Below are 26,111 nucleotides of genomic sequence, written 5' to 3' on the forward strand. Positions count from 1 at the left end.
TGGTGCACTGGGCGTCAACTAACTACACCCCATACCGCGGTGGAGGAATCTGTTGCGTTTAACACTCGGAATCGTATTCTGCGGAAAGGCGCGATTATATACCAAGAAAGCAGAACATTCGATAAACCTCCGCTTGCTGAGCGTGGGGCAGGCGGGATTAGCGGGTTCTGATCATACAAACCGGACCAGTTCGGATTTGCGAGTGATCTTGAGTTTTTTGAAGGCTCTTTTTTTGTAGGTGATGACGGTCGATTCCGACAATTTAAGCTCATTACCAATCGATTTTGCCGTATGACCCTGCAGAATCATATTGCAGATCTGCGCTTCCCGCTCTGAAAGGCCAGAGGCGAGGAGAGACTTAATCATGCCGCGCTGTTTACGTTCATCACGGAAATGTTTTAACAGCAATGATCCTATCAGTGAGGCTACCTGTTTGAGCGAGTCAAGCTGCCCCTCAGCAAAGCCATCCTCCTTCTTGCTATAGAAGTTCACATAAAAGATATGATGGCTTTTTCGGTCCAGCACGACTAATGAAAACTTGGTGTCGAAATGAGGAACGTTAAAAAAACGTCTGCGATAAACGGGAGGGAGTTGCCTTTTTTCCAGCAGGCGGTAGGGCGCTCCATTAGCTTGGGAGAGTACAGACTCCTTTAGTTCTTTTAACATCGGGTCATCCAGATAGGCACCATCCAGGTAGAGCGAGGCCAGCTGGAGGCCCAGATCAGGATGCTCAACATTATGTGCCAGGCGGCAGGTGGCGTAATCACCATTGGGGGAGAACTCGAACACCATATACTGATCGATCTGGGCGAGCGTTTTCATCATTTGAAAGAAGCGGGGATAAAACTCACCGCTGCCGAGCCGGTCAATGCAACCTGCAACCTGCTCAGCCATATCTGGCCAAATATCTCGCGAGCTGTGCATATTGACCTCTGATATCAGGAATAAAGCCAAGTATAGTTCTACAGCTGAATTAACTCACGCAGCTGGGCTTGATCAACCTTCTGCATATTATGTTTCTTCGTGAGCGGGTTAGCGCCTCCTGAATGATTACTTCCGAGGCGCTTTAAGAGTGTGCTTATGAAATCATAAAACCATCAAAGAAAGCACTCAGTTGATCATATCCATTGAGGGGGAGAATAGTGGCAACATGCTGATCAGGTCGAACCACGACCATGCAACCGCTGGCGCGATCTATACACCGTTGCTCAAAAATATCCATACCCAGGTCAGTACGGAATATCTTTTCGTAATCTCTCAGACCGTGTATACCCTTGGCAGGCCACAGGAATTCGGGCATCGCTTCGATTGACAGATCTTGCTGCTGGAATACTGCATAGACATCAATCACCGAGTCGATGTCTGCACCGGCAGGCGTATATTTCTGCACCGGTGAGGTTTCAGCGTTTGCCAGAAAGTCGACCAGTTTGCCTGAGTCGGAGGTTGCATCCAGAGGGGATTGCTGATTGCCAAAGATAAAGATACGCCAGCGGCCATCGGCTTTATTCAGGTGGCCCAGGTGCACGGGGCAACCATCCGCCACGCGAACCGCTTCGGCTGAATGGAAGCGTTCACCGATATGGAAGCCGGTTGCCAGGCGCTGGTTTTCGTGACCGGTACAGAGATATGATTCATCGTAGCCAATCGATGTACCGGCAATAAACCCATTCTGGCGGGCAACGAATTGCTCGATATCTGCCGTACTCTTTTTGACCGACTGTGAATCCTTGCTTGCCGTTGGGCGGGTTGCGACCAGGGCTGACATTTCACGGTCGGCATTGATCAGCATAAAGGCGACTTTGCGACGCTCTGCCTCATAGGTTTGCAGCAACCGGGGATCAGACTTGCCCTGTAATACAGCGGCCAGTTTCCAGCCCAGGTTAAAGGTGTCAGGCAACGACGTATTCAACCCCCAACCCCCTTTGGGGCTGTGTGTATGGCAGGCATCACCGGCCACAAACGCGCGCGGAATCAGTCCTTCCGGATTACCAGCCGGGGTGTCGTCAAAGCTCTCAGCAACACGCTGACCCACTTCGTAGATTGACCACCAGGCAACCTCCTTAACATCCAGTTGGTATGGCTTCATGATGAGTTTCGCCTTGGCGATAATATCGTCGACAGTCAGATTAAGTTCGGACGCTCTATGACCCTTGGCCAGCAGATCGAGCTCGACATAGAGGCGGACCAGATAGCCACCCTCGCGAGGGACGATCATTACCGCACCGTTGTCTTTCGACTGAATAAAACTCTTCACCCGGATGTCCGGGAAGTCGGTGACCAGCAGAACATCCATCACGCCCCAGGCTTTGTTGGCCGAGTCACCCTGTAGCTCAATTCCCAGGTTTTTACGCACCGCACTGCGTGCACCATCACAACCGACCACATAGCGGGCTTTAATGCTCTCGACGTGGGACGGTTGCGTTGCATCGTTGCGTTCAAAGGTGGCCGTGATGGGGTGTGCGCTTAAATTCTGGGTGAGGCCCTTATCAACCTCCAGCTCAAGCAGCCGACGGTTGTAATGTGGAATCAGGTGCGTTACTGAATGCTCCATGCCTTCGAGTAATATATCGTGTAGCCGTGCCTGATTAACAACCCCATGGGTAAATTCGGAGAGACCCAGTCGAGCATCGCGCACTTTGTGGGTACGCCTGATGTTCTCAGGGTGTTGGTCATCCGGCTCCCAGAATGCATTCTGGTGCAGTTGGTAGGTTTCTTTCACAAGCAACTCGCTGCTGTTAAAGCCTTCCATAATCTCCATCGTGCGACAGGAAATGCCATCCGCCTGACCAAACAACAATGGCCCGGGTTTCTGTTCAACGATACAGGTTTTAATATCGGCGAACTCCGATAGTTGTCTTGCCAGCGCCAGCCCTGCAGGGCCACAGCCGACAATTAAAACGTCCACCTCTTTTGGCAGGTCCACCATCGGTGGCGGACTGGCGGGTTCCCGGGCTGAATCTGGAATCTGATAGTTGCCGGGTTTAAAGCCGTTGAGATGATACTGCATCACATAATCCTCTTAGCCTGACGTATTCGCTGGCGGGTATTGTTTTTGTAGGTCGATTGTTGGCATTCATCATTGATTGATGATGTGGAGTTTACGTGGATAAGTTGACTGAGCCTGTCACCTGAAAATGGGGACAAGTGAGTGACGGCTATCAAGATAGTTATCGGGCTAGAACTAACATGCGATTAAAATACTGATTATTTGAGGCTGTATATGCTTGTTTCAGTGAGTCGCGTAGCGATGTTCGAGTTACCCGCTAGCGGCGAAATCGGGATCCAGCCACAGCGCTTCTTGCTGACGGTGTAAGACTGAGAGGGCCGATAAAAATGAGTCTGTTCCGGGCACAGGCATTCCCTGACAGTAACGGCCAGTATTTCCTTCTGAGGTGCTACGTTTTTACGACTTGATCCAATGAATATAATTAAATCAAGTCGTTGCCTGACGATGGATCTGGTTTGCCATCTACGATTCGCTGACAGATCGGTTGCGCGGAGCAGTGTTTTTAGCAGCGGTCACTTACAAGGTGAGGTTCAGACTTAGGTTACCGTTTGGATATTTCCCGCATCAGTCCACTCAGATCAAGCCCCTGAAGTTCAGCAAGTTTCTGAATATCGTTTTGGGTGCGGGGCGGAGCTTTACTGGCGGCTTTAATAGCCTGTTTTTTTTCTGCGGTTTTCTGTTTAACTTTTTCCAGCAGATTAGTTAACTGTTCCAGACTGAGGTGACTCAGCTTTTCATCTACTTCATCATTAAGCATCGGATATTTTAATTTTCCTGAGAGAAACGAACTATTCCTTACGCTTCTGCAGTGGCTGCAGATCACTCATACATCCATGGTAGACCACGCACCAGCTTGCCAGAGGCCGTTTTTTTGCCGGTAGTTCTTACCGGAAGCTTAAGTCAGCGCTTTAATTGACTTTGAATGGGGTGTGCGGGAGGCTAACTATAGCATTCAAAGCATTTGTTTTTAAACTGATATTGCAGCTATTCTCAGCGCCTGGCTATTTTTAAAGATTTCAGTGGCTGAAATTTTAAAACCACACTGGCGGTGTAACTGAATAATATCATCCGGGTGATAGCGATTATGTTCCTGGAAATGCTGAAACGCATGTATCAGATCATCATAGTCCGGCGTCTGGCTGGCCAGATCGATAGTGGCATACGGGTGCTGCAGATAATCGGCCAGTGGTTGGCGCACCCTGTCGCAGAGGATAAAAACACCCCCGGGGTTCAGCCATCGCCACCGTGGTGGTGACGCAGATAACCGCTGGTTTTTTGCATCTTTGTTACAGTGTCCCGCTGGCCATAGTCTGACGATTATTTTCATGTTTTAATGCCCGCTTCGCCAACTAAAAGTTGCTATTCAGATGCATCAGATCAAGCGTACCGGTGTTAAGCGTTTCTATTTTGCCACGAAATATTCAATCCAGGGGATTAAAGCGGCCTGGAAGGAAGAGCCAGCTTTTCGTTATGAGGTCTCTGCGTTAGTGGTGATGCTGCCCGCGGCCTTCTGGCTGGCGCAATCGGGTATCCAGCTGGCGTTGTTGTTGTCGTGCTGTTTTCTGGTGCTGGCGTTTGAAATTGTTAACTCGGCGATAGAAGCGGTGGTGGATCGCTGGGGACCGGAATATCACGAACTGGCCGGGCGGGCCAAAGATATGGGCTCCGCCGCTGTGTTTATGATGCTGAATATGACCTGGGTGGTGTGGGCAGGCGTCGCCTGGGATAACGGCTATCTGGACTTCGTCAGAGCGCTGTTTTAGCGCTCTTATACTAAGCTCTTACGAATAAGTTCTTACTAGTAAGCGCTTATGTAAGCTCTTATGTCAGCTCTTATGTCAGCTCTTAAGTCAGCAACGCTCTGATCTCTGGCAGACAGGATCCACAGTTGCTGCCACACTTCAGTTTTTCTGCCAGCTTATCGGTGCTGTCAGCCCCCTGACTGATCGCCTGGCGAATAGTATTCTCGCCGACTTCAAAGCAACTGCAGATGACCGCACCACAGTCATCATTGTTATCCACCGGCTTTCCGGCCAGCAGCGACATCCGTTGAGCGGCAGAGCCGATGGTCTGATCAAACTGCTTGCTCAGCCAGGCACTGTTTGGCAGGGATTTTTTTGCCACCGCTGCGGTGGAAGCGAAAAAAAGTAGTTCCGGTTGCTGATCGGCAAACGTGGCCAGCCGGAAAGCGGCACTGGAATTCAGCTCGATTCTATCGTCGCCGATTTCGACAAGAGCCCCGAGCCAGTCCTGCCAGTTTTCCGGTAGCTCTAGTCCGGCCAGTTCGTAGCGGAATCCTTTTTGTGTCGGCACCTTACACCAATACTCACAGGGCAGGTCGGTCAGCTCCTGATCGGTAATCAGGATACCTTGCCAGAGAGGATTCAGTTTGCGCATAGTGACCGGGGCATGTTTGGACTCGGGTTGTCCGGCAATGGGGTCGCAGACTGAAGCGATCAGGCTGTCCACCCGGGCCCGCGAAGTAAACTGCGCGGTCCAGTGAATCGGCATAAACAGTGAGCCGGCTGGCTGCCCGTCTGTCACTTTAGCGCGTACTACGCAACGTCCCAGCGAATTGCTTATCTCGATCAGATCGCTATCGCTGATGCCATACTGCAGGGCATCCACTGGCGACAGGTCGACGAACGGCTGATCAATGTGATTCAGCAGACGGATCGCTTTGCTGGTGCGGGTCATGGTGTGCCACTGATCCCGTATCCGGCCGGTATTCAGTACCAGCGGGTAGTGGGAGGAGGTCTGATTGAGGGGCGCTTTAGGTTCGACCGGCAGCATCCGGGCACGACCAGAGGGTGTATTGAACTTGCCATCACTGAAGAAGCGAACCGGATTGGTTTTCGCCCCCTTAACCTGAGGCCAGCGTACCGGTGTCATCTCGTTGTACTGACGCTCAGATAGTTCTGCCAGTGCCGAGATATCAAAGAAGCGTTTGCCGTTGTTTTCAAACCCGGACAGTGCCGCATGTTCAATAAAGATCTCCCCTGGGGAGCTGAACGGGAAGCCCTCAGCGTATCCCATCGCCTGGGCGACCGAACAGATGATCTGCCAGTCATGGCGGCTGTTGCCGGCCGGTTTAAGAAAACCTTTCTGACGTGAAATGACCCGCTCGGAGTTGGTGACGGTGCCATCTTTCTCTGCCCAGCCGGTGGCGGGCAGAAGAACATCGGCGCAGGCGGTCGTATCGGTTTTCTCCACGCAGTCGGACACCACCACCAGTTCACAGCGTTGCAGTGCGTCACGGATAAAGTCTGCATCCGGCATACTGGCCACCGGGTTGGTACCCATAATCCAGATCGCTTTGATCCTGCCATCATGGACTGCCTGAAACATATCCACCGCTTTCAGCCCCTCTTTGCGGGCTATGTGGGGTGCCTGCCAGAACGCTTTAACCCGTTCAATATTGGCCGGATCGCTGAAATCCATATGCGCCGCCAGCTGATTCGCCAGACCACCGACTTCCCGGCCCCCCATCGCATTGGGCTGCCCGGTAATGGAGAAGGGGGCTGCGCCGGGTTTACCAATCTTGCCGGTGGCCAGATGGCAGTTAATGATCGCATTGCCTTTATCGACACCGGATGACGACTGGTTGATCCCCTGAGAAAACAGGGTGACGACTTTCTCCGTTTCGCTATACCAGCGGTATAACGTTTCAAGGTCGGTCTCATCCAGACCGCACAGCCGGGCGGCTTCTGCCACACTGCCGGTGAACTGGCTGGCCGCCTGCAGGGCGTTGTCAAAACCCTCGGTATGCTGATTAATAAAGCTTGAATCCAGCGCTTCGTTGACCGCCAGATAGCTCAGCAGACCGGTAAACAGATAACCATCACTGCCGTGCTTGAGTGGCAGGTGCAGGTCAGCAATATCGCAGGTCGCCGTTTGACGGGGATCGATGACAACGATCTTCATCTGCGGGCGTGCTTTTTTAGCCGCCACGATGCGTTGATAGACCACCGGGTGCGCCCAGGCGGTATTCGATCCGACCAGTATCAGCAGGTCGGTCAGTTCCAGATCTTCATAGCAGCCGGGCACCAGATCGGCACCAAACGCACGCTTGTGCGCCGCCACCGCTGAGGACATACAGAGGCGTGAGTTGGTGTCGACATTAGCGGAGCCGATAAAGCCTTTCATCAGCTTATTAGCGACGTAGTAATCTTCCGTCAGAATCTGGCCGGAGAGATAAAATGCCACGGAGTCGGGGCCGTACTGGGCTATCGTCTCCTGAAACCCCCGGGCGACTTTGTCGATCGCCTGGTCCCATGATACCGGCTGCCCGTCAATTTGCGGTTGCAGCAATCGTCCCTGAAGGTCAGTGGTTTCATGCAGGGCAGAGCCCTTGACGCAGAGGCGCCCCTGATTGGCCGGATGGTGCTTATCACCGCTGACGGCAATCAGCCGGTTATCAGTGACTTCAGCACTGACACCGCAGCCTACCCCGCAATAGGGGCAGGTGGTGTTTACCTGGCAGGCTTGGGAAGAGGCTGAAGTCGTCATCGATCATGGCATCCTGTATTACACGGTTAAATAAGAGCTGATATTGAACCTATATCAGAGCTTAAATGAGCACTTCGACCCGCCCATTTTCAATGCGGGCAGGCCAGGCTTGAATACGGGTGTTCTCATCATCCAGACAGCGCCCGGTTTTCAGACAAAAATGCTGTTTATAGACCGGAGAGGCGACAAACAGGTCGTCCCCCTTTGATCCGATTAGTCCCCGCGACAATACATTGGCTTGGCTGAAAGGGTCATGGTTCGCGATGGCATATACCGCCTGCTCTTTTTTCAGGTAGAACAGGGCTACCTGAGTGTCATTGACCAGGGCACAGATGCCGGAATCGCTAATCAGGTCGTTCTGACCGCATACGGCGGTCCAGTTATTTTCAGTTGTCATCATTATTTCCTCTGTTTCAGCTCACCAGCTTGATCGGTTCAGCCTGAATTTCAGCTTTCTCTTCCGGGGTAGCAGGACGGATCTGCTGGCGCTCTTCCACGAATACGATGTTGCTGTCGCTGGCATCGGAATTAACAAACGGGCGGAAGCGTTTCAGCGCTTCCGGACTTTCCAGAGTGGTTTTCCATTCGCACTGATAGGTCGAGACCACATGAGCCATCTGCTGCTCCAGCTCTTCACCCAGAGTCAGGCTGTCGTTGATAACGACCTGACGCAGGTAGTCCAGTCCGCCTTCCATATTTTCCATCCAAACCGAGGTGCGCTGCAGCCGGTCAGCTGTTTTGATGTAGAACATCAGGATACGGTCGATGTAGCTGATCAGCGTGTCACGATCAAGGTCGGTGGCAAACAGATCACCATGTCGGGGTTTCATCCCGCCATTACCGCAGACGTAAAGGTTCCAGCCATTTTCGGTGGCGATTACACCGATATCCTTACTCTGTGCTTCAGCACATTCGCGGGTACAGCCTGAGACGGCAAATTTGATCTTATGCGGGGCACGCAGACCCTTGTAACGGTTCTCCAGATCGATCGCCAGACCAACACTGTCATCCACACCGAAGCGACACCAGGTGCTGCCGACGCAGGATTTAACGGTACGCAGGGATTTACCGTAGGCGTGACCGGTTTCGAAACCCGCCTCGATCAGCTCTTCCCAGATACCGGGGAGCTGCTCCAGCCGGGCACCGAACAGATCGACCCGCTGACCGCCGGTGATCTTGCTGTAGAGGTTATATTTCTTCGCCACCTGACCCAGCACGATCAGTTTATCCGCGGTGATCTCACCCCCGGCCACCCGTGGCACAACCGAATAGGTGCCATCCTTCTGCATATTCGCCATAAAGGTATCGTTGGTGTCCTGCAGGCTGACGTTGTTTTCCGTGAGGATATAATCGTTCCAGCAGGAGGCCAGAATGCTGCCCGCCGCCGGACGGCAGATTTCACAGCCGTGACCGCGGCCATGTTTTTCCAGCAGTTCATCAAAGCTGCGGATCTCCTCGATGCGAATGAGGTTGTAGAGGTCCTGACGGGTATAGGGGAAGTGTTCGCACAGGTCGCGGTTTACTTCGACGCCCATCTCTTCCAGCTCATGATTCACCAGATCGGTCAGCAGGGCAGAACAGCCACCACAACCGGTTGCCGCTTTGGTCGCCCCTTTTACATCGCCCAGAGTACAGCAGCCGCTGTCCAGTGCTGCGCGCACATCGCCTTTGCTGACATCGTGACATGAGCATATCTGTGCCGTCTCCGGCAGTGCAGCAACCCCAAGACCGGTTTGCTTATCATCGCCCCGGTCCGGCAGAATCAGGGTGTCCGGGTATTCCGGCAGATGGATACCGTTGAGCATATACTGCAGCAGGGTGCCGTACTGTTCCGCATCACCCACCAGAATCGCGCCCAGCAGAATTTTGCCGTCTTCAGACACCACCAGTTTTTTGTAGATCTCTTCCCGCTCATCGACGAAGGTGTAGTTGCGGGCACCCGGTGTCTGACCATGGGCATCGCCAATACTGGCAACATCAACACCCATCAGTTTCAGTTTGGTGCTCATATCGGCACCGGTGAAGTTGTCGCTTCCGCCGGTCAGGTGAGAGACCGCCACTTTAGCCATCTGGTTGCCCGGGGCTACCAGACCGAAGATCTGTTTATTCCACAGGGCACACTCACCGATCGCGTAGATAGCAGGGTCCGATGTCTGACAGTAGTTATTGATAACAATACCGCCACGTTCGCCAACCTCCAGTTCGCTCTGACGCGCCAGTTCGTCGCGGGGACGGATACCGGCAGAGAACAGGATCAGGTCGGTTTCCAGCACCTCGCCATCGGCAAAGTTCATCTTGTGGAAACACTGTTCACCATCATCGATCAGCTGGGTGTTCTTTTGTGTATGTACACTGACACCCAGCGCTTCGATCTTCTGGCGCAGCATACCGCCGCCGCCGTTGTCCAGCTGAACCGCCATCAGCCGTGGAGCAAACTCCACTACATGGGTCTCAAGCCCCAGATCGGTCAGCGCTTTAGCCGCTTCCAGTCCCAGCAGGCCGCCACCCACGACGGTGCCGACTTTTGATTTTTTAGCCACTTCGGCGATCGCATCCAGATCATCGATGGTGCGGTACACCAGGCACTGCTGACGATCATGACCGGGCACGGGAGGAACAAACGGATAGGAACCGGTCGCCAGAACCAGTTTGTCATAGCTCAGTTCACGTCCCTTATCGGTGGTGACTGATTGATACTCTCTGTCGATTTCGGTGATTTTTTCACCGGTCAGCACAGTGAGTCCCCAGCTGCGGTAAGTGTCGGCATCACCCATCGCCAGGTCTTCAGCGGTTGCGCCGGAGAAGTATGCGCTCAGGTGAACCCGGTCGTAGGCCAGCCGGGTCTCTTCACAGAAGACCGTTACGTCGAAATTATCTAACTGACCACTATCGGCCAGGCTCTGCAGAAATTGGTGGCCAACCATACCGTTGCCGGCGATAACCAGTTTTGTTTTACTCATGAGGACGCTCCTGTTGCCAGACTTAATTCAGGTGCTGAAGTCTGGACTTCTTCTACACCCACAGGGGTTAATTGGGAGATTGATTCAGCATCGCAGTAACGCCGGCCAAAAATCAGCTCCGGTGCCAGGTGTTGTGCCTGTTGCTGGGCCTGAATCAGTTCGAAATACCAGTTACCATCGTTAACAGCGCCATAAAGGACGACGCCGGTGAGTATCTGGTCACGGAAAATTAGTTTGCGGTAAACGCCGCTGGTGGTGTCCTGACAGACCACTGATTCGGTCTCCGGGGAATCAAGAAACTCACCGGCGGAAAACAGATCGATACCGGACACCTTCAGTTTGGTTGCGCAGGGCTGCACACTGAAGCGGCTGTCGCTGCTCTGACACAGCTGATCTGCCAGTACCTTTGCCTGATCCCACAGTGGGGCGACCAGACCGAAGGTGTGGCTGCCAAACTGAGTGCATTCACCCAGCGCGTATATATTCGGATGAGAGCTCTGCATCCGGTCATTGACCAGAACCCCTCTGTCGCAATCGAATCCGCTGATCTTAGCCAGCTTATGGTTTGGGGTTATACCGATTGCGATAACAGCCAGGCAGGTATTTAACACCGTGCCATCATTCAGGGTTATTTGCTGTAGAGAGGGCTTCACAGAGATTGGGTGCACTTTGCTTTCTGAGCCGCCAGAGCGGACGGCAGAGCGCTCATCGGAATATAACGTTTGATCCGCACTGAACTGGGTGATTTCGGCATTCAGCCGGAAGCTGATGCCACGTGCTTCCAGTGACTGTTGCAGCAGTTTGCCCGCAGCGGGGTCAAGCTGTCGGTTGAGCAACCAGCCCCCCCGGTGGATCACGGTGACTTCCAGGCCTTGCTGGCGTAATCCCCAGGCGGCTTCGAGTCCCAGTAAACCACCGCCGATAACGGTCGCGTGACGGGAGTTGCCGGCTTTGTTCATGATCCGATCGATATCCGCCAGGTTGCGGAAGCTGAGTATGCCATCCAGATCACAGTCGCGGGCTGCGGGAGGGATCACCGCATCAGAACCGGTGGCCAGCACCAGCGTGTCATAGCTAAACAGACTGCCGCTTTGGCAGGTCAGGGTCCGGTTTTCAGCGTCGATAGCGATAACCGGGTCGTTACTATGCAGGGTAATGTTGTTATCCCGGTACCACTGTTCTGAGTGGGTGATAATGTCATCGGCTTTGATATCCCCGGCAAGCACCGGCGAGAGCATAATGCGATTGTAGTTGGCACAGCCTTCGGCGCCGAATACGGTTATCCGGAAGCGATCCGGATCACGCTTCAGAATCTCGTCCAGCAACCGTCCGCCTGACATGCCGTTACCGATAATGATGAGATCTACTTTGGCCATAAAAAAAACCCAAAAAAAAATGGCGTTCACCAACCAGTACGAGTGCGAAGTACTGGAGGATGAACACCATTGTCCAAAAAAATATGAGAAGCCTAAGATAGGCACGTTAGTTAATGCAGGTGCTATGCCATTTATTTTTTAAATGTTAAAAAACAATGGCTTGCTATGTTTTTGATGGTTATTTGTACATGCAGGCAACATTTTTAGTGCACCAATAGTGCTAAATCGGTCAGATCCTGCACCTTTGCGGTGCCATAATTTAGTGGGTATACAGATACAGCAGTATAAGATTAGAGATCAGCAGCAGCAGACAGAAAACCTGCCATACCATCACCGGATTCTTCTTGATCAGTGGTTGCCTGTTGATTGCTTCCGCCAGTACCTGATTGGGCGTGGTAAAATCCTGAATGAATTCGGACAGCGCCTGATAACGGTGAATCGGATTGGGTTGCAGGGCTTTCTTCAGGCAGCCTTCCATCCACAAAGGCAGGTCTTTGCGCTGATGCCGTGCCGGGCGATAACTGAGATCTGAAAAACTATCGATACTAACCTGTTTGACTGACTGCTCTTTAAACGGCAGGGTGCCGGTGAGCATCTCGTAACTGATCACCGCCAGTGAGAACAGGTCGGATCTGAAGCTGCCTTTTTGCCCCATCAGATACTCGGGAGCGATATAGTTGACCGACCCCTGTGGTACCGACTTATCCAGTGGTGATCCCAGCTCGTTTACGCCCGCAATAAGCACCGTACCAAAATCGAGAATCTTGATCTGACCGTCACGGTTGAGCATGATATTTTCCGGCTTGAGATCCTGATGCACCATTCCCTGTCGCTGAAACGCCCTGAGTCCCTTGATCGCCTGCTGAATAATAGGCCGTACCAGTTCCGGTGCCGGTTGGGGATGATCATCCATCCACTGGCGCAGGTTGATGCCTTCGATATACTCTCCCAGGTAGTAGAGAAATCTTTTCTCTCCGGCTGGTGCGAAGGTCTTCATGACATTGGCATGGTTGATCTGCTGGCCCACCCACTCTTCGCGGACAAAGCCGTCGAGATACAGCGGATCGTCACTGAAATTAACCGAGGGTGCTTTCAGGGTATAAATATTGCCACTGCTGAGTTCCCGCACTTTGTACATATGGCTGCGGGTGCCGCTGAAAATAATATCCAGTACCTCGTAATCATCAATCCTGTTGCCCACACTCATGACCGGAGGGATCGGTAAGCGGGTCAGCTTACGGTGGTTCTCGTCCAGGGTTTCCGCCGGTAAATGATCAATACCCACCAACAGGACGGTCAGATTGTCATCGCTGCCTTTAGCCAGCGCGTGTTCAACAATTGTTTGGGCGACCGTTTCAAGGTTGTCAGTGGCGGCACTGGTTAACAGGCTTTTTAATTCACTGACGGTGAGAAACTCATGCACACCATCGGTGCTGAGCATGAGCAGATCGCCCACCACTAACTCCTGTTGCGAATAATCGACTTCAAGGTGCCGGTCTGCACCGAGCGCTCTGGAAAGGTAATTTTTACCCCCTTCAATGCGGTTATGGTCGGTGGTCAGTTGTTCCAGCTGCTGGTTATGAAAATGCCAGATGCGGGAATCACCCACATGGAAGGCATACAGGGTATTGGATTTGATAATCAGGGCTGAAAAAGTTGTCAGCATACTGTCGCGGTTTGCTGCCGAGGTGCTATTTTGCTGATACAGCCAATTATTAAGCCCTGTCACAACCCGCGAGACCGATTGTTTTACGCTCCAGCTTTCAGGGGTGCTGAAGTAGTCCTCTATAAAACTGGTGACCGAGGTCTGGCTGGCAATATGGGAGTTTTCGCAGCTACTGACACCATCGGCAATCGCAGCGGCAGCCCCCTTAAAACGGGCGCTGCTATTCATCGGCAGGTGAGCCGCAAAGGCATCCTGGTTGACCGGCTTTTGTCCTGCGGTTGAATATCCGCCAAAGCTGACGAGCAGTTCAGCTGAGGATGCCTGCGGGCGTTGTTGTGCGGTCATACTTTCACCAGTAACACTTTCACCTGTAACACTTTCACCTGTAATAAAGGGGTGCCGTCCGGCTACTGCCCTAAAGCAGTAACCAGACAGCGGTGCTTCTTCAGGTCACGCTGATCAGTTCTACCGTGCCATCATCATTCACTTCTGCCATATGGCCTTTGGGTTCTTCCAGGAACAGTAAAGTGATAAAACCCAGTATGGCGGTGGCAGCGATTACCATAAAGAATGTCTGGTAGCTTACCATAGACAATACAGTCAGATAGAACACCGCACCGACGTTACCGTAAGCGCCGGTCATGCCGGCCACCTGGCCTGTCAGGCGACGCTTAATCAGCGGCACCACTGCAAAAACAGCACCTTCACCGGCCTGTACAAAGAATGAGCAGGCCATGGCGGTAATCACCGCGACAATCAGTGGCCAGCTGCTGTCGATCATCGACATCAGACCATAACCAACAGCGAGACCGGCGGTCAGTATCAGCAGCGTTTTTTTACGGCCGCAGCGATCACTGATCCAGCCGCCACCGGGACGGGACATCAGGTTCATAAAGGCATAGGCCGAGGCCAGCAGACCCGCAACGACCATATCCAGATCAAACACATCGGCAAAGAACAGAGGCAGCATCGATACCACCGCCAGTTCAGAACCAAACGTGGCGAAGTAGAGCACATTCAGTACTGCCACCTGTTTGAATTTATACTGTTCAATTTCAGGTACCGGTGTGATGAAAATCTCGCGGTTAACATTGTATGCACTGTAGCAGTCATAGACGAATATGACCGCCAGTGAGAGATTGATAATCAGTGCTGCGGTATCGCTGATAATGCTGACGCCGGCAGGGGACAGCTTCCAGGTCAGCAGTGCCAGTGCGGCATACATCGGAATCTTCATAATCAGAAGAAACAGAAAATCCCCTTTGCTGGTGACTTCGAGACCGCCAATCTTCTTCGGTTTAAAGTAGGTGGAACCTTTGGGGGTGTCCGATACATTCGCGTACCAGATGAAACTGAACACCAGGCTGATAAGGCCGGTCAGTGCGACGGCATAGCGCCAGCCGTCTTCACCGCCAAACAGCAGCGCCAGGGTTGGCAACAGCATGGCTGCTGCGGCGGAACCAAAGTTGCCCCAGCCACCATAGATACCTTCCGCTGTTCCCAGTTCATTCGCCGGGAACCATTCGCTGACCATGCGGATACCGATAACAAAGCCGGCACCGACAAAACCCAGCAGGAAACGGGAGATGGCAGCTTCGGCAAAGTTATCGGCCATCGCGAATACAAAGCAGGGGATACTGGATAAAAACAGCAGCGCGGCATAGGTGATTCGCGGACCATATTTGTCGGTCAGCATGCCGATAATGATACGTGCCGGGATAGTCAGCGCGACGTTCAGAATCAGCAGCGTTTTAATCTCGGCTTTAGTCAGTCCAAGTGAGTCAGCGATGGCTCCCAGCAGGGGTGCGTGGTTAAACCAGACAAAGAAGGTAATGAAAAACGCCATCCAGCTGAAGTGCAGGATTTTCATCTTTCCCGTGACAGAGAAAATATTGAATTTAGAAACTTCACTCATGCTAAGTGCCTTTGATTTAAGATTTAATAAATCAGAGCCAAAAAAAAGCGCCCGGCATCCCTCATATCAGTATGGTGGATTCCGAGCGCCATTGCTCAAATTGGTGCGCTGAACGACAGGGTTGCCTTGTTATGGTGCGCTAAAGAAGAGGCTTCAATCGTAGGAACTCTTCCGCTAACCGGCTAATCTTGCCTTAAGTCTTTGTTTTGTTTGTGACTAAGAGTGTGAATTATGGCCCTTTTCTGAATCAGGCCGCCGCTTCACTTCTCTGCTCAGCGTCTTGTTGCTTAGTATCTTGCACATTGTGTGCCGGATTGTTGTTTTCAGCGTTACCGTCAGACTTTTTTTCGTTTTTGACCGGTTGTGCCGCTGCATCGTCGGGCTTGCGTTGCTTTTCATACAGGAAGCTCAAGACGGCTGCCCGGTAGTGGTTATATTCCGGATCATCAGCCAGCTCCAGCCGGTGGCGCGGCCGTTCCAGCTTCACATCGAGTATCTCGCCGACCGATGCGGCGGGGCCATTGGTCATCATTACGATCCGGTCTGATAGCAAGACCGCTTCGTCAACATCGTGAGTGATCATGATCACGGTATTATTGAGGTCTGCCTGAATCTCCATCAGCGAGTCCTGCAGGTGCGCCCGGGTGAGGGCGTCCAGCGCACCAAACGGTTCATCCATCAGCATGACGGTGGGTTCCATCGCCAGCGCCCGGGCGATACCGACCCGTTGTTTCATGCCGCCGGAGATTTCGTCCGGACGTTTATGCATGGCATGATCCATATGCACCAGATGCAGGTTATGCTCGATCCACTCTTTCATCTCCGCTTTGGATTTGCTGTTTTTAAAGACCTGCTTTACCGCCAGTTCAACGTTCTCATACGCGGTCAGCCAGGGCAGTAGTGAATGGTTCTGGAATACCACGGCCCGCTCCGGGCCGGGTTCGTTAACCTCTTTACCATCCAGCAGCACGCCGCCTTTAGTTGCCTGATATAAACCGGCAACGATATTCAGTACCGTGGACTTGCCGCAACCGGAATGACCGATCAGGGAGACGAACTCGCCCCGTTCGATCTTCAGATTGACATTGCTCAGGGCTTTGAAGGGGCCGCTGGGAGTCGGAAAGTCGATATCGACGCCGGTAAGCTCAAGGTGGGTTTTAGTGGACATAATCGTTCTCCTTACCGGTTAGCGTAATTCCTGAGACTTATCCCAGGAGACTTTCTTTTGCAGCATCAGCATGATCCGGTCCAGCATAAAGCCGATAAGACCGATCACAATCACTGCCACCATAATCCGTCCCAGTGAGTTGGAACTGCCGTTCTGAAACTCATCCCAGACAAACTTGCCCAATCCGGGGTTTTGCGCCAGCATCTCAGCCGCAATCAGCACCATCCAGGCGATCCCCAGTGACAGTCGCAGGCCGGTGAAGATCATCGGAATGGCGGACGGGATGACAATCTTGATCACATGGGTCAGCCAGGACAGACGCAGCACCTTGCTGACATTGTTCAGATCCGCACTGATGGTGGAGACACCCACCGCTGTATTCAGCAGCGTCGGCCACAGACAGCAGAGCGAGACGGTGATCAGCGAGGTCACAAATGATTTCGCAAACATCGGGTCATCGCTGACATAGACCGCACTGACAACCATCGTCACCAGTGGCAGCCAGGCCAGCGGCGAGACCGGCTTAAACAGTTGAATCACCGGGTTAAACGCACTGTAGAGGGTTTTATTCAGGCCGATGATAATGCCTGCGGGGATGGCAATCAGGGACGCCGCAAAAAAACCAGCCAGTACCGTTACCAGGCTGGTACCGATCTGATCGATAAAGGTCGCTTTACCGGTATAGCCACGAATCTTGATCTCGGCGTCGGGATTTTTCGCCAGCTTTTTAGCATTGCGATCGTCCTGGCGCTGATAGAAAGCCGCCTCTTTCTGGCGCTCTCTATTGTGCTCGCTGAGCAGGTTTTTACTCTGCTCATAGACCTGTGCCGGACCTGGAAACTCTCCCAGCGAGGTATGGATATTCCGGGCACCGATATTCCAGATAAACAGGAATATCAGAATGCCACTCATCGGAACGACCAGTGCTTTGATCAGCGAAGCCATATTCAGCTTCTCCGGGAAGCCTAAAGGCTTTAACAGTTTCAGTGCCATGCTACTCATAATCAGTCTCCATCGGGTCGCCCAGGGCGACCCTTTGGTTGTCTTTCGGGGTTGTTCCTGAAGGCTTATTCACAATCCGTTAAATTTTGCTGTCGGGTTTCAGGCCGATTTTAAATTTAGTCAGATATTCATTAGGCTTGTGGCCGTCATAGGTGATGTCATCAATAAAGTGAGTCTGCGGTGCCTTGTAGCCTGTTTCAGTGGCAAAATCAGGGAAGTCACTGGCGTTCAGCTTGCCCTCAGCAATCAGTTCCTGAGCAGCCACGGCATAGATATCCGGGCGGTAAACTTTCTTCGCGGTATCCATAAACCACTCATCAGACTTCGGCTCGGCGATCTGACCCCAGCGGCGCATCTGGGTCAGATACCAGATAGCGTCAGAGTAGTAAGGGTAGGTCGCGTTATGACGGAAGAATACGTTGAAGTCAGGCACTTCCCGCTTATCACCTTTTTCATATTCGAAGGTGCCGGTCATTGAGTTGGCAATAACATCGTAGTCCGCACCGACATATTCCGGACGGGATAGAATATCGACCGCTTCAGGACGGTTGCCGTTGTTATTGTCGTCCAGCCATTTTGCGGCGCGGATCATCGCTTTAACCACACGGATATGGGTGTTCGGGTTCTGGTCAGCCCAGGCTTTGGAAACACCAAACACTTTCTCGGGATTGTCTTTCCAGATTTCGTAGTCGGTTACCACGGGGACACCGATACCTTTGAATACTGCTTGCTGATTCCATGGTTCGCCGACGCAATAACCATAGATCGTTCCGGCTTCCATGGTGGAAGGCATCTGTGGCGGCGGGGTCACCGACAGCAGGGCATCAGCATCGATCTGTCCGGCCGTGTCGCCTCTCAGCGGAGCATAATAACCCGGGTGGATGCCGCCAGCTGCCAGCCAGTAGCGCAGCTCGTAGTTGTGGGTGGATACCGGGAACACCATGCCCATCTTGAACGGTTTACCTTCCGCTTTATAGGCATCAACCACCGGTTTCAGTGCATCCGCTTTAATCGGGTGAACCGGTTTGCCATCGGCATCTTTATCCACATAGGGTTTCATCTGCTCCCAGATATCGTTGGAAACGGTAATCGCATTGCCGTTCAGGTCCATACTGAAGGCGGTAATGATATGCGCCTGCGTACCGAAACCGATGGTTGCGCCCAGTGGCTGGCCGGCGAGCATATGAGCACCATCCAGCTGGCCGTCGATAACCCGGTCCAGCAGTACTTTCCAGTTGGCCTGTGCTTCCAGCTGAACATAGAGTCCTTCATCCTCGAAGTAACCTTTTTCATACGCGATGGCCAGTGGTGCCATATCGGTCAGTTTAATAAAGCCGAACTTCAGCTCCTCTTTTTCCGGTTCGCCGACTGCAGCGTGTGCAGCGCTCAGTGTCAGCAGGCTGCCGACCGCAACAGCACCGAAGGTTTTAACCGCGCTTTTAAGTAACGTGCGACGGCCCATAAGTTTAGAAAGCAGTGTGTGAGTCATGTTGTGTGGCTCCTGAATTTACGAAAACGGCAAAAAAAAACGCCTGCCCCCACCGATAAAACTATCGGTAGGAGCAGACGTCGTTGTCTGGAGTGAAACCGGGAACACCCGATTCCTGAAATTTGTTTTTATTAATCTACATAAAGCAGGCAACATGCCATGTTATAAAAAGTAATTATTAAACAATTAGTTATGTATTTTTGTCTTGAGTTTTACACATTCGTGCGTGCTAACACGCACTTTAACTGTGCTAATTTTTGGGGGCCGAGAGGGGTTCTGCGCTCTGATTGAGCAAAAAAGATGCATGTTATCGGTGACCTGTTCAGAAATAACCTGCAGTGGTGATTACGGTAGGCGCTTAACAGTCGAGCAGGTATAATGCGCGGCAATTTCCTTTAATCAGCCTGGATGCATATTTTCTGATGACCGTACGTACCCGTATCGCACCGTCGCCAACCGGTGATCCGCACGTAGGCACCGCCTACATCGCCCTGTTCAATATGGCTTTTGCCCGTCAGCACGGCGGCGAATTTATCCTGCGTATTGAAGATACCGATCAGACCCGCAGCACCGCAGAATCTGAACAGATGATTCTCGACTCACTGCGCTGGCTGGGGCTGGAGTGGGCGGAAGGGCCTGATAAGCCGGGTCCATACGGTCCTTACCGTCAGAGTGAACGCAGCGAGATCTACCAGAAATACACCCAGATTCTGCTGGATGAGGGTAAAGCGTTTAAGTGTTACCGCACCGCTGAAGAGCTGGATCAGCTGCGTAACCAGCGTCGCGAACAGGGACTGCAAAGCGCCCTGAAAGAGAGCGATCTGGCCCTGCCGGCAGACGAAGTCGCTAAGCGTGAAGCAGCGGGCGAGCCCTATGTCGTGCGGATGAAGGTGCCGGAAGAGGGCGTCTGCGTGTTTGACGATATGCTGCGCGGCACTATCGAAGTCGAATGGACCCAGGTTGACTGCCAGATTCTGATGAAATCCGACGGCATGCCGACCTATCACCTGGCCAACGTCGTCGATGACCACCTGATGCAGATCACCCACGTACTGCGCGGTGAGGAGTGGATTAACTCCGCCCCCAAGCACCAGCTGCTGTACAGCTACTTCGGCTGGGATATGCCGGTGCTGTGTCATATGCCGCTGCTGCGTAACCCGGATAAGTCCAAACTGTCGAAGCGCAAGAACCCGACCAGCATTATCTATTATCAGCGCATGGGCTATATGGCCGAAGCACTGCTGAACTATCTGGCACGCATGGGCTGGTCGATGCCGGACGAGCGCGAAAAATTCTCACTGGACGAGATGATCGAACACTTCGATATCAACCGTGTGTCGCTGGGTGGCCCGATCTTCGATCAGGAAAAACTCAGCTGGCTGAACGGCCTGTGGATTCGTGAAGAGCTGTCCGATGAACAGTTCGCCGCCGCCTTCCAGCAGTGGGCGCTGAACCCGGAATACCTGATGCAGATTATTCCGCTGATTAAACAGCGGGTTGAGAAGTTTTCCGATGTAGCCCCGGTGGCAGGCTTCCTGCTCTCCGGTATGCTGCCAATCAGCGAAGAGAGCTTTACCCACAAGAGCCTGCAGAAAGATGATATCCGTCGTATCCTGCAGTTTGCCTCCTGGATGCTGGACACCGAGCAGAACTGGAACAAAGACCACCTGTTTACCCAGTGCAAGGCGCTGGGTGATGCGATGGGTTATAAAGTCCGTGACTTCCTGTTCCCACTGTTTGTCGCTATCGCCGGCACCAGTGCCAGTGTCTCCGTAGTGGATTCGATGCAGATCCTCGGCCCGGACATGAGCCGCGCCCGGGTACGTCATGCCCTGGACACCGTCGGTGGTCCTTCAAAGAAAGAAGCCAAGCGCTGGGAGAAAGAATACCGCGAACTGGCTGAAGCCCTGAACTGATACCGCTTATTTGTACACGAAAAGCCCTGCCTCGCAGGGCTTTTTTCGTTCAATGATTAAGGTGAGTGTAGGAGTCCATTTTATGGGCGATCAAATCTCCTATGAAAATGCCTCCTACAGATGATGATCAATATAGAAACTAAAGAGCTCTTCTCTGTGCCCTCGGTGTTCTCTGTGGTTATGAATTATTTGCACCACAGAGAACACCGAGGGCACAGAGGCTACAGAGAAAGATCAGAAGCTGTAGGGCTGTGAGAGCGACGCAAGCATGCTCTCTGGGTACCAGAGGCGATAGGTTAAGATTTCTGGGGCTTCTACAGAGTGGAATGGTCTAGTAGGAGCTGCTTTAGCATGCCCTCTGGGTACCTGCAGCGATAGGTTAAGATTTCTGGGGCTTCTACAGAGTGGAATGATCTCGTAGGAGCTGCTTCCAGCAGCGATATATCTAGGTTTTTCACGCCATAATGGAGTCCTGCTGATAACCTGACATAAACCTCTACAAATATTACGTATTATGCCCTTTGGGTACCTCGTCGCGATTCATCTGAGCCCTTATCGGCGCGAGACGCGCCTCCTACAATTAGTCCCATCACAACAAACCCATTTATCAAAAAGAACCACTTAAATAACCGTTTAAAAATCAACACTGTTTGACCAGAAAAATAGTCAACTTCATTGCTTGACAGACAACGGGGTCGCCATTAATATAGCCGCCACTTGGTTTTGGGGCCTTAGCTCAGCTGGGAGAGCGGTTCGCTGGCAGCGAACAGGTCAGCGGTTCGATCCCGCTAGGCTCCACCAATTCCTTCCTCCTCGATAGAGGAAACCATCAGGCCAGCACTTTGCTGGTTTTTTTTTGTCTGAAATTTCTGTTTCGTTCGCCTTCATTAAACGCTGAGCCTTAATGGCCTATTCTGTGTGTTCGAGGTTGTCTACGTGCCAGTAATAAGCTGGTATGATTTGCTTGTTGGTGTTTAAGCCGGATGGAGTTTTTCGGGCATGCTGGCCAGAAAAACAGTCCGTTGTTCAACAGTGACGTTATTTTTGGTGGGTCGTATCAACTCTATAGTTTAACTGTGGGTGAATATCGGGTGTGCTTGTTGAAATGATGTCGTCCTCCGTAAATACTTTTCTTATCAAGGTTTCCGGCCTGGTTCAGGGGGTTGGCTTCCGGCCTTTTATCTGGCGCCTGGCGCGTGCAATGAGACTCAATGGGATTGTTTTTAATGATTCTGAAGGCGTAACAATTTATCTGAATGCTGATGAGGCAACGGTAGAACGGTTTGCGCAGCGTTTAGGTGATGAACTACCGCCATTGGCGCGAATTGATCGGACTTCAACGCAAACGGTTGCGTTTGTCAGTTATGACACGTTTGAAATTGCATCCAGTCAGCAGGGCGAAGTGAGTACCGGTTGCGCGCCTGATGCGGCAACCTGCAGTGAGTGCCGTAATGAACTGTTTGATTCATCTGATCGCCGTTATCGTTATCCTTTTATCAACTGTACCAACTGCGGGCCTCGCCTGAGTATTATTCGTCAGATTCCCTATGATCGTGAATTCACCACGATGGTCGCATTTCAGCAGTGTTCTGAGTGTACGGCTGAATATAATGATCCGGCTGACCGGCGTTTTCATGCGCAACCCAATGCTTGTAAGACATGTGGTCCGCAGGTGTGGCTGGAAGATAAACTGGGCAACAGGATAGCGGCAAAGGATGCTTTTATCTGCCTGAATGAAGCTATTCGCGCAGGCAGGATCGTTGCAATTAAAGGCTTAGGCGGTTTCCATCTGGCCTGTGATGCGACGAACCCGGCTTCGGTTACAGCGTTGCGCATTGGTAAACATCGCCCCGATAAAGCGTTTGCCCTGATGGTCAGGGATATCGGTGTTCTCAGTAGATATGCTCAAGTGAATACGCGGGTATCAGAACTTATCACGGGGAATTCCGCGCCTGTCGTGCTGTTAGATCCGCAGCCTGCCTGTGATCGGCCAATAGCCGACAATATTGCACCCGGGCAGTACCAACTGGGCTTTATGCTGCCCTATACACCGGTTCATCATCTGTTGCTGGAGCATATCGATGTTCCGTTAGTGATGACCAGTGGTAATCGCTCCGGTTCACCGCAGGCGATTAGTAATGACGATGCCAGAGAACAGTTGGCCGATATTGCTGATCTTTTTCTGTTTCACGACCGTCCCATACAGAACCGGGTGGATGATTCGGTTGTGCGCGATATTGCCGGAAGGATGCACTACCTGCGCCGTGCCAGAGGTTATGCGCCGGCTTCGCTGCCATTGCCTCCGGGTTTTGCAAAGGCACCTGACCTGGTGGCGCTGGGGGGGGAGTTGAAAAATACGCTGTGTTTGTTGCAGTCGGGCAGGGCAATTATTACTCAGCATCTCGGGGATCTGGAAGATGCCAGAACCTACGATCAGTATCAGGCGACCCTTGATCTGTATCGTAATCTCTATCAGTTCGAAAGTGATCTGTTTGTGTGTGATCTGCACCCGGAATATCTGTCGGGAAAGTTTGGAGAACAGCTTGCAGGGCAGGGCAAGACGCTGTTGAAAGTTCAGCACCATCATGCGCACCTGGCTTCCTGTCTGGGGGAAAATGCGTATCCGATTGATGGTAAACCGGTGTTGGGCATCTGTCTGGATGGTACTGGATTCGGACTGGACGAAACTCTTTGGGGTGGGGAGTTTTTGTTCGGCAATTATCAGCAGATCAGGCGGCTCGCTCATTTGCAGCCTTTCCCGCTGGTGGGCGGTGTTAAAGCGATTACCGAGCCGTGGCGGTGTTTGTATGCGCAGCTGAAGCAGGCGTTGCCATTAGAAGACCTTCAGCCATATCAGGCATTGTTTCCGCAGCTGGCTTCTCCGGTCTGCCTGACGTTTGATCGGATGATTGAGAAAGGACTGAGTACACCGATGACCAGCTCAGCGGGGCGTCTGTTTGATGCCGTTGCCGCCGCGCTGGGTTGTCATGCCGATGCCATCAGTTACGAAGGACAAGCCGCCATAGAGCTGGAATCACTGGCGCATCAGGGGGATCCGCGCACACCGCCTTATGTATTTTCCATCACGGATAACCTGATAGACCCTGCGCCTTTCTGGCAGGCTTTGCTGGAAGATCTGCGACTCGGTCAGCGCACTAAAGCCGATATGGCCTTGGCGTTTCATAAGGGGTTCAGCGATGTATTGGTGGATATGGTTAATCAGCTGCGTACACAAGAAGATTTCACCACCATTGTGCTCAGTGGTGGGGTGATGCAGAACGCGATTCTTTTCAACGCGCTGCTTGCTTCGTTAGAAGCGCAGGGCTTCGATGTGCTTACCCATCAGCAGCTTCCGGCCAACGATGCCGGCCTGTCATTTGGCCAGGCGTTGATTGGTGCTGCACGAGTGCTTTCTGCTTAGCCTTTCAGTCCGTTATTTAAACAGTGGAAATTGCCGTATTGGCTCTACACCGGTCGATGGATTATGCCGGCTGTAGTACCTTATGTAGTACCTTATGTAGTACCTTAATAGTGCCGATTAGCTTATTCTGGATACCTTGGGAATTACAGATATCTCCCAGTACTCTGGTTAGTAGTACTCTGGTGCAAAGGCTGGAAAGAACCCGGGTAAGTAAAGAGACACTGCTTCTTTTTACGGAGTCTTTGATAAAGCGGGTAGAACCATGCGTCAACTGGCGACTGGAATTGGACACAAATAATGCATGAAATGTCGATTGCTGAGGGCATTATTCAGGTGCTGGAAGATCAGGCCAAAGCTCAGAATTATAGCCGGGTAAAAACGGTGTGGCTCGAAATAGGGCCGCTGGCCATGATTGAAACGGAATCATTGCGCTTCTGCTTTGATGCAGTTACCCGAAATAGTCTTGCAGAAGGCGCTAAACTAAAAATTATAAAAATACCGGGCGAAGCATTGTGTATGCAATGCTTGAAAACAGTCCCTGTTGAGAAGCGATTTGATGCTTGTGTTGAGTGTGGCAGTTATCAGCTGCAGATTACTCAGGGGGAAGAGATGCGGATTAAAGAGTTGGAGGTGGAGTAATCATGTGTACAGTCTGCGGGTGTTCAGAAGGTGACGTTAAGATTGAGGGCGACCACCACCATCATGACGAACATGAGCATCACGCTCATGACCATCGCCATCGCCATCGCCATCGCCATGCGCACAGCCATAACCATGATCATGCCTCTGTGGTTGAGGGCGCTGTATCTGAGGGACAGGAATTTCAGGGCACTGTATCTAAGAGCTCGGTATCTACGAGCACCGAATCTAAGCGCTTAGTATCTGAAACGATGGTAACAGAAGGTGACAATCTCCATTTTGGACAAGGCCCGGCCCATGCGCATGTGGCAGGCCTTAGTCAGTCGCGGATGGTGCAGATTGAACAGGATATTTTAGGCAAGAATAATCTGTACGCAGAACAGAACCGTAAGCGCTTTGAACAGCAATCTCTATTCGTTCTGAATCTGGTGTCCGGTCCCGGGTCAGGCAAAACAACACTGCTGACAGAAACGATCACTCGTATTAAAGAACAATACGCTGTTGCCGTCATTGAAGGGGATCAGCAGACCGCTCATGATGCCGAGCGTATTCGGGAAACCGGGGTTGAGGCGGTGCAGGTGAATACCGGCAAAGGATGTCACCTTGATGCTCACATGGTCGGTCATGCCATGGAAAAGCTTTCCGATATGAAAGGCGGTATGTTGTTTATTGAGAATGTCGGCAATCTGGTTTGTCCTGCCGCCTTTGATCTGGGTGAAGCCAGTAAAGTGGCTATTCTCTCTGTTACCGAGGGTGAAGATAAGCCGCTTAAATACCCGGATATGTTTCATGCCTCCGGCCTGATGATTCTGAACAAGACTGATCTGTTACCGTACCTGGATTTTGATGTTGAGCGCTGTATTGCGTATGCGAAGCAGGTCAATCCGGATATTCAGGTGATTCAACTCTCTGCGCGTTCAGGTGAAGGTATGCAGGAGTGGGTTGAGTGGCTGGAACGACATCGCAGGCAGATGATTCAAGCGCGGATAGACGCCCTGCAATCGGAAGCTGATCAGTTCAGGGCTTTGCTATGAAGCTTCCCC

General features: G+C 52.1%; 17 protein-coding genes, 1 tRNA gene and 1 pseudogene. 6 read left to right on the forward strand and 13 right to left on the reverse strand.

The window, feature by feature from the left end:
* Nucleotides 1-171 precede the first annotated feature (171 nt).
* From KDX31_04380 to KDX31_04395, 4 genes are all read right to left on the reverse strand, one after another.
* Nucleotides 172-894 (reverse strand): helix-turn-helix transcriptional regulator, encoded by a 723-nt coding sequence (locus tag KDX31_04380; GenBank protein ID UTW04261.1) that lies wholly within the window; start codon nucleotides 892-894, stop codon nucleotides 172-174.
* A gap of 184 nt (nucleotides 895-1,078) precedes the next feature.
* Nucleotides 1,079-3,007 (reverse strand): FAD-dependent monooxygenase, encoded by a 1,929-nt coding sequence (locus tag KDX31_04385; protein ID UTW04262.1) that lies wholly within the window; start codon nucleotides 3,005-3,007, stop codon nucleotides 1,079-1,081.
* Between the two features lie 541 nt (nucleotides 3,008-3,548).
* Entirely contained in the window at nucleotides 3,549-3,764 is a 216-nt protein-coding gene (locus tag KDX31_04390; GenBank protein UTW04263.1) for a hypothetical protein, read from the reverse strand.
* A gap of 210 nt (nucleotides 3,765-3,974) precedes the next feature.
* The gene (locus KDX31_04395; GenBank protein ID UTW04264.1) at nucleotides 3,975-4,334 is read right to left on the reverse strand and encodes a hypothetical protein; all 360 of its coding nucleotides are present in this window, start codon (nucleotides 4,332-4,334) and stop codon (nucleotides 3,975-3,977) included.
* Nucleotides 4,335-4,374: 40 nt separating this feature from the next.
* Between KDX31_04395 and KDX31_04400 the strand changes: the two genes are divergently transcribed.
* Entirely contained in the window at nucleotides 4,375-4,770 is a 396-nt protein-coding gene (locus KDX31_04400) for a diacylglycerol kinase (GenBank protein UTW04265.1), read from the forward strand.
* An 82-nt stretch (nucleotides 4,771-4,852) separates the two neighbouring features.
* Here KDX31_04400 and KDX31_04405 read toward each other — a convergent pair whose 3' ends face one another.
* The 9 genes and pseudogenes from KDX31_04405 to KDX31_04445 form a co-directional block, all read right to left on the reverse strand.
* Nucleotides 4,853-7,516, reverse strand: a complete 2,664-nt coding sequence (locus KDX31_04405; GenBank protein UTW04266.1) for a nitrate reductase — start codon at nucleotides 7,514-7,516, stop codon at nucleotides 4,853-4,855.
* Between the two features lie 61 nt (nucleotides 7,517-7,577).
* Nucleotides 7,578-7,913: a nitrite reductase small subunit NirD gene (gene nirD, locus KDX31_04410; GenBank protein UTW04267.1), complete on the reverse strand. Its 336-nt coding sequence runs from the start codon at nucleotides 7,911-7,913 to the stop codon at nucleotides 7,578-7,580.
* A 16-nt stretch (nucleotides 7,914-7,929) separates the two neighbouring features.
* Nucleotides 7,930-10,476 (reverse strand): nitrite reductase large subunit NirB, encoded by a 2,547-nt coding sequence (gene nirB / locus KDX31_04415; protein ID UTW04268.1) that lies wholly within the window; start codon nucleotides 10,474-10,476, stop codon nucleotides 7,930-7,932.
* Entirely contained in the window at nucleotides 10,473-11,852 is a 1,380-nt protein-coding gene (locus KDX31_04420) for an NAD(P)/FAD-dependent oxidoreductase (protein ID UTW04269.1), read from the reverse strand. Before KDX31_04420 ends, nirB begins: the two co-directional genes overlap by 4 nt.
* 259 nt (nucleotides 11,853-12,111) lie before the next feature.
* Complete coding sequence (locus KDX31_04425) at nucleotides 12,112-13,863, reverse strand: bifunctional protein-serine/threonine kinase/phosphatase (GenBank protein UTW04270.1); 1,752 nt, start codon at nucleotides 13,861-13,863, stop codon at nucleotides 12,112-12,114.
* A 100-nt stretch (nucleotides 13,864-13,963) separates the two neighbouring features.
* Nucleotides 13,964-15,433, reverse strand: coding sequence for a NarK family nitrate/nitrite MFS transporter (locus KDX31_04430; GenBank protein ID UTW04271.1), 1,470 nt, complete (start codon nucleotides 15,431-15,433; stop codon nucleotides 13,964-13,966).
* Between the two features lie 376 nt (nucleotides 15,434-15,809).
* Nucleotides 15,810-16,601, reverse strand: a pseudogene (locus KDX31_04435) (ABC transporter ATP-binding protein).
* A gap of 18 nt (nucleotides 16,602-16,619) precedes the next feature.
* A complete protein-coding gene (locus KDX31_04440; protein UTW04272.1) occupies nucleotides 16,620-17,603 on the reverse strand; it encodes an ABC transporter permease in 984 nt (327 codons plus the stop codon).
* A gap of 79 nt (nucleotides 17,604-17,682) precedes the next feature.
* On the reverse strand, nucleotides 17,683-19,065 hold the full coding sequence (locus tag KDX31_04445) for an ABC transporter substrate-binding protein (protein UTW05295.1): 1,383 nt from the start codon (nucleotides 19,063-19,065) through the stop codon (nucleotides 17,683-17,685).
* A gap of 449 nt (nucleotides 19,066-19,514) precedes the next feature.
* Here KDX31_04445 and KDX31_04450 point away from each other — a divergent pair, with 449 nt between their 5' ends.
* The 5 genes from KDX31_04450 to hypB all read left to right on the forward strand — a co-directional run bounded on the left by KDX31_04450 (nucleotide 19,515) and on the right by hypB (nucleotide 26,102).
* Entirely contained in the window at nucleotides 19,515-21,008 is a 1,494-nt protein-coding gene (locus KDX31_04450; GenBank protein ID UTW04273.1) for a glutamate--tRNA ligase, read from the forward strand.
* 725 nt (nucleotides 21,009-21,733) lie between these two features.
* A tRNA-Ala gene (locus KDX31_04455) sits at nucleotides 21,734-21,809 on the forward strand.
* Between the two features lie 304 nt (nucleotides 21,810-22,113).
* A complete protein-coding gene (hypF, locus tag KDX31_04460; GenBank protein UTW04274.1) occupies nucleotides 22,114-24,429 on the forward strand; it encodes a carbamoyltransferase HypF in 2,316 nt (771 codons plus the stop codon).
* A gap of 297 nt (nucleotides 24,430-24,726) precedes the next feature.
* Entirely contained in the window at nucleotides 24,727-25,068 is a 342-nt protein-coding gene (gene hypA, locus KDX31_04465; protein ID UTW04275.1) for a hydrogenase maturation nickel metallochaperone HypA, read from the forward strand.
* Between the two features lie 2 nt (nucleotides 25,069-25,070).
* Nucleotides 25,071-26,102 carry a hydrogenase nickel incorporation protein HypB gene (gene hypB, locus KDX31_04470; protein UTW04276.1) on the forward strand — a complete coding sequence of 344 codons (1,032 nt, stop codon included), beginning with the start codon at nucleotides 25,071-25,073 and terminating at the stop codon, nucleotides 26,100-26,102.
* The last annotated feature ends 9 nt before the right edge of the window (nucleotides 26,103-26,111 follow it).

It is taken from the genome of Amphritea atlantica (assembly GCA_024397875.1).
In the GTDB taxonomy this organism is placed as follows: domain Bacteria; phylum Pseudomonadota; class Gammaproteobacteria; order Pseudomonadales; family Balneatricaceae; genus Amphritea; species Amphritea atlantica_B.